Annotated in this window: 5 protein-coding genes; 3 read left to right on the forward strand and 2 right to left on the reverse strand. The window is 70.8% G+C overall.

Translation table 11 applies throughout. From position 1 onward, the window contains the following. The coding region (locus tag ACFV0G_RS35080) for a hypothetical protein (RefSeq protein WP_380556716.1) at nucleotides 1–1,364 on the forward strand (1,364 nt) is incomplete at its 5' end. Between the two features lie 211 nt (nucleotides 1,365–1,575). Here ACFV0G_RS35080 and ACFV0G_RS35085 read toward each other — a convergent pair. Then, nucleotides 1,576–1,962: a hypothetical protein gene (locus tag ACFV0G_RS35085; RefSeq protein WP_380556718.1), complete on the reverse strand. Its 387-nt coding sequence runs from the start codon at nucleotides 1,960–1,962 to the stop codon at nucleotides 1,576–1,578. Nucleotides 1,963–2,403: 441 nt separating this feature from the next. Here ACFV0G_RS35085 and ACFV0G_RS35090 point away from each other — a divergent pair, with 441 nt between their 5' ends. Beyond that, nucleotides 2,404–3,006 (forward strand): putative ATP-grasp-modified RiPP, encoded by a 603-nt coding sequence (locus ACFV0G_RS35090; protein WP_380556724.1) that lies wholly within the window; start codon nucleotides 2,404–2,406, stop codon nucleotides 3,004–3,006. A 232-nt stretch (nucleotides 3,007–3,238) separates the two neighbouring features. Then, on the forward strand, nucleotides 3,239–3,868 hold the full coding sequence (locus tag ACFV0G_RS35095; protein ID WP_380556720.1) for a LamG domain-containing protein: 630 nt from the start codon (nucleotides 3,239–3,241) through the stop codon (nucleotides 3,866–3,868). A 434-nt stretch (nucleotides 3,869–4,302) separates the two neighbouring features. Here ACFV0G_RS35095 and ACFV0G_RS35100 read toward each other — a convergent pair whose 3' ends face one another. After that, the gene (locus ACFV0G_RS35100; RefSeq protein WP_380556722.1) at nucleotides 4,303–4,779 is read right to left on the reverse strand and encodes a hypothetical protein; all 477 of its coding nucleotides are present in this window, start codon (nucleotides 4,777–4,779) and stop codon (nucleotides 4,303–4,305) included. Nucleotides 4,780–4,959 lie beyond the last annotated feature (180 nt).

The raw sequence follows: 4,959 nt of genomic DNA on the forward strand, positions 1-4,959 counted from the left end.
CGCTGACGACCCTGGAGCCCACCGTGCACCTCTCCCCTTCCCGGCGCGACCGCGCGCCGGCCCCTTCTCCGTTCGCCTCCGACGGTGATCTGCGGCGCGCCCAGCGCCGCGCTTCGGCCACCCGGGCGGGCATCTGGGCCTCCCTGGCCGCGGGCTGGCTGGGCCTGGCCGCGGCGGTAGCGCTGCCGCAGATCGCCCAGGGCGCCTCCGTCATCCAGGCCGCCGCCCCTCCAACGATCGCCCCGCCCACCGGCTACGCCGAGCAGTTCGTTGAGCTGTGGCTGCGCGGGACACCGGACGGCCAGAGCTCCGAGGCGCTGCGCACGATGGCTCCCACCATCGATGCGCTGCGGCTGGCCGGCCTTGCGCGCGCAACCGTGGAGAAGGTCGTCGCGGTGCGCAGCGTGCCGATGGGTGGGCGCACGTGGCAGGTGACGGTCGCCGCGACGATGGTCCTTCCGGCGGCTGCGCAAGGCGACGGTGACGCGCAAAGCAGTGCGCAAGGCGGTGCGCAGAGCTCTGCGCAGGGCCTTGCGCAGGATTCTGCGCAGGGTCGCGGTGCGCAAGGCGGGGGTGCGCAGGCGGGGAAGCTGGCGGTGCGGTACTTCGCGGTGCCAGTGCAGATGGTCCGCTCCACGGCGTCGGCGGGGGCGCCGGATGCGCTGTCGGTGGTGGCGGCGCCGGCTCTGGTGGCGGTTCCGCCGTTGTTGTCCGGGGTGGATCCGGTGCAGCGCTCGTACGCGGCGTCGATCAGTGACGGGCCGATCCGGCAGACGGTGACGGACTACCTGACGGCGTACCTGACCGGCCGGGGCGACAGCATCCGCTTCCTCTCCCCCGGGGTGCGGGTTCCGTCGCCGGGCGCCGTCTACACGTCGATCGGCCTGGACACCCTGGCGGCGACCGGTCCGGTGCCCTCGGCTCCGGCGGACGGCACGGTTGGAGGTCCAGGCCCAGATCCGCGCCACGGACGTGGTCGGCGAGTGGCCGCTGGCCTACCCGCTGCGGCTGCAGGCCCGCGCCGGCCGCTGGGAGATTGCCGCCCTCGCCCCCGCCGCCGCCTCTTCTTCCTCTTCTCCTTCTACGGGTGTGAGCGTCTCGCCGCAGCCGGTTCCTTCCTCTTCCTCGAACGGGGTGCGGTGATGGGTGCTCAGACGGTGGTCCTCGCGGGCGCCGTGCAGAACTTCGGCAACGCGTGGGCCGAGAGGTTGAAGACGTGGATCGGGGCGGGGCTGATGATCGCGCTCGGCGCGATCGTGACCATCCACGCGATCCGCAAGATGTCGATCAAGGCGGCGATCGGCGGCCTGATCGGCCTGGTGATCTGCTGGTCGATCTACGCGAACCGCACCTCGATCGCGTAGATGTTCGACAGCGAGTACACCGATCACCCGGGCGCTCCGGCCCCGGCGCCGGCCCAGGGCGCGCACCGGCTGCCCGCCGAGCTGCCGACCGTGTTCACGGGCCGGCTGTGAGCGGCGCCGCGCGTCCCAGCATCGGCCGGTCCTACACCCGGGCCCGCCGGCCCCCGTGGGTGCTGGGCAAGCTCGGAGACTGGCGGATCCCAATGGGCCCCTACACGCCGCCGCAGCTGGCGGTCGCCTCGATCGGGGCGTTCGCCTTGATCAAGACCTTCGTGTGGTGGGCACCGGTGCCGGGCCCGCTGCCGGTGGTGGCGCGGGGGGTCGCGATCTGGGCCGCGCGGCACTCGCAGATCGGCGGCCGCTCGCCGTTCCTGGTCGTCCTCGACACGGCCGCTCTCGCGATCGCCCCGCGGGCCGGGTGGATCGCCGGACGGGCGGTGCGGCCGATGCGCCGGGTGCTGATGGACGGCTCCTTCTTCATCGAGGACGCCCCCGACGCCGCAGGCACCGTCGACGCCGTCAGCACCGAGGAGGCACCAGTCGAGCCCGCATCGGCTGTCACCGAGGAGGCGTCGGCCGAGCTGGCGCCGTCGGTCACCGCGCCTTCCCGCCCCGCCCAGCCGGGGCCTTCCTCAGCGCGATTCACTTCCCCGGCTTTCCGTCCCCACCGTGCCGAGCGCCCCGAGCGTCCCAGGCCCACCGCCCGCGCCGCCGGGCCGCAGCCGGCCCGGCCGAGCGCGCAAAGCCCCAGGGCGCGCCCTGCCTCGGCCTCGACGAGGACGAGCGCGGGCGAGGTCTGGGCATCGTCGAGATACTGGCCAGCGAGGTAGAAACGGTGCGCAGCCCGGCCGGCTGGAGGACCAGGGCATGTCTGCAGCTTGAGACGCAGGACTGATCCGGGCGATTCGGACCCCGATCGTAGGACCCACGATCCGCGCCTCGGGGAGGTGGTCGGGGAACCGGAGGGGGAAACCACGACCGCTGCCAAGTGCGTCGGGTGAGAGGGCTGGTCGTCGGCCAGGTGCCAGGTCGGCGCGCGGTGTGTCCCACCGCCCAGTTCGACTCGGCCACCTTCACCGGCGATACCAGGTTCCTCTCGGCCGCCTTCGCCCGCGACGCCTGGTTCAACGCGGCCGCCTTCGCTGGCCCCGCCTCGTTCGAGAGAGCCATCTTCACCAGCACCGTTTCGTTCCAGGCGGCCACCTTCACCGACATTGCCTGGTTACACTCGGCCGCCTTCGAGGGACTGCAGCATCTGGGCACCACCGCCGTCCCGGCCTTCACCACCGTGATCGACCCACAGACGCAGGAAGCCGTCCGCATCGACGAGCAGGACCGCCGCGTCGACATGGGCACCCACGGCACCAGCACCCTCCACCCCCACCAGCACCGGCAGCAGCGACGGATTCTCCCCATCCACCGACAGCGACAGCGTCCCCTGCAACGACCAGGACTAGGAGCTGTCCGGCCGCCGGCTGGAAGGGCTGGGACCTCATCTCGCCCGGCGACTGGGCCGGCCAGGGCCACCCCGGCCTGTGGGCACGCAACGCCAGCACCGGCGAGGTCCGTGGCTACACCTTCACCGTCGGCACGGGCAGCATCCAGCCGCCCTTCGGCGAACCGGTCGCCTACCCCACGCTGACCGGCATCGCCAGCACCACCGTCATCGGCACCGGCATCACGGCCGCAAAGTGGCCCCGCATCGGCTCCGACGGCGACCTGACCGGCGACGGCAACCCAACGCTGTGGGGCATCACCCCCACCGGCGCTCTCCAGGTATGGACCGGGAAGCCGCAGCTGACCACCACCACTCCCGGCGTCTACACCGCGGCCAACGCTGCCACGGTCCTCAGCACCACGCTAGGCACCGACCAGTGGACGCTGACCGCCGCCAGCACCAACAACAACACCGCGACCGACAGCACCGGACTCAACCCCGCCACGGTCAACGGCACACTCACCTTCAGCACCGACCACAAGGGCACCGCCAACGCGCCACCGTCCTGAACGGCAGCACCTACCTCAAGACGGCAACGCCCAGTGTCGACACCAGCCAGGCCTACTCGGTCGCCGCCTGGGTGAAGATCACCAATGTCAGCGGCTACCAGGCCTTCGTCACCCAGAACGGCACGGCCCGCGGTTCCTACTACCTGCAGTACTCCCCGGCATTCAATGCATGGGCCTTCGTCGCACCATCCACCGACACCAACCCGCCGTCGGCCTACTACGCGGCCTACGCGGCCCCCTCACCCCAGCCCAACACGTGGACCCACCTGGTCGCCACCTACGACCCGGCAACCAAGGCGATGACCCTGTACGTCAATGGCACGTTCGCGGGCGCCGGGACCAACCCGACTCCCTGGAACGCTGCCGGCGCCACCACCATCGGTGCAGCCGTCACGGGCTCTTCCGTCAGCAACCAGGTCACCGGGTCAGTCAGTGACGTACGAAGCTACCCATACGCCCTCACACCTGAACAGGTCGCCGCACTTTACGCGAGCTGACGCCAAGCCCAGGCCCCCCACCAGGGGCCTGGGCCTCAGCAAGCCAGATCTGCTCGGGCGAACTCCCTTTCGGCTCTAGCCTGACGCGCGCCCCTGCGGCTATGCGCCGCAGACAGCCCTGGCCCCACCTTCGGACCGCACGAACGGTCTCCGGGCGTCAATCCACGTATCCGCCCAGACCGCCCACCTCGAGGCACCGAAGCCACGGAAGGAGCCCCGGCAACCGCAGTAGACGTCCGCATCCGGCCCTTGGTGTTGGCGCAGTGCAGAAGCGCTCCGACGGGCAGCGCAAACGCATGGCCAGCCAGCCCAGCGGCTTCCGGCACCAATGACCTCACCGCTACCTGTCGCGGCGAACTATCACTCGCGCCGCCAGCCGGAGCAGCCAGGGCTTCCGAGAAATTGCCCCCGAGAGCGACAGGCACCAAGCAGCGTCAGCCCAGCTGCTCGCATGCCGGCCGATTCGGCATCGACATGTATCGGCCGGGCCCACCCTCCAGGGCGAGGACAGAGATGCCATGGCTTCCGCCCGGACCGTAGCCCAGTTCGGTCAGCCTACGGCACAGGGCGAGTGCCTGCTCACGGGTGGTGTCGTCGGTCGGGTGGACCATCAGGGAACGGCCCTCGATCCCGGTGCCGTCCGCGGCGGGCGGCGCATCAACGAGATAGCCGTCGGCAACGTGCGGAAGACACCGCACATCGGCCGGCAGGCCCTCAGAGGTACCGCCCCACCAGCTCTGCGTGGGCTCCGGCGAAGCGCAGGCGATCGGGACAGCCCCCGCGGAGACAGTAGGGGACGGCGAGGCGCCATTGCCTCCACTCGGCACCACCGACTTGCCCGCAGCCGCATCGCCCATCGAAGAACACCCCGTCAGGACACCTCCGACCAGTACCACTCCGGCCAGCACCATGCCGGCCCTCACACATGCGAACATGTCAGCCTCTCGCCACAATCGTCCAATGCGAATGTCCTGACCAGGCGGCATGCCTGTCGGACGGGTCTGTAAAAAGAACGGTGTAACTCCCGATCAAGGAAGTAGCACCTGATGACAGACGTGACCGTCTCGGCCGAGGCCGTGGAGGCCGCACGG

It is taken from the genome of Kitasatospora sp. NPDC059571 (assembly GCF_042735675.1).
Lineage (GTDB): Bacteria > Actinomycetota > Actinomycetes > Streptomycetales > Streptomycetaceae > Kitasatospora.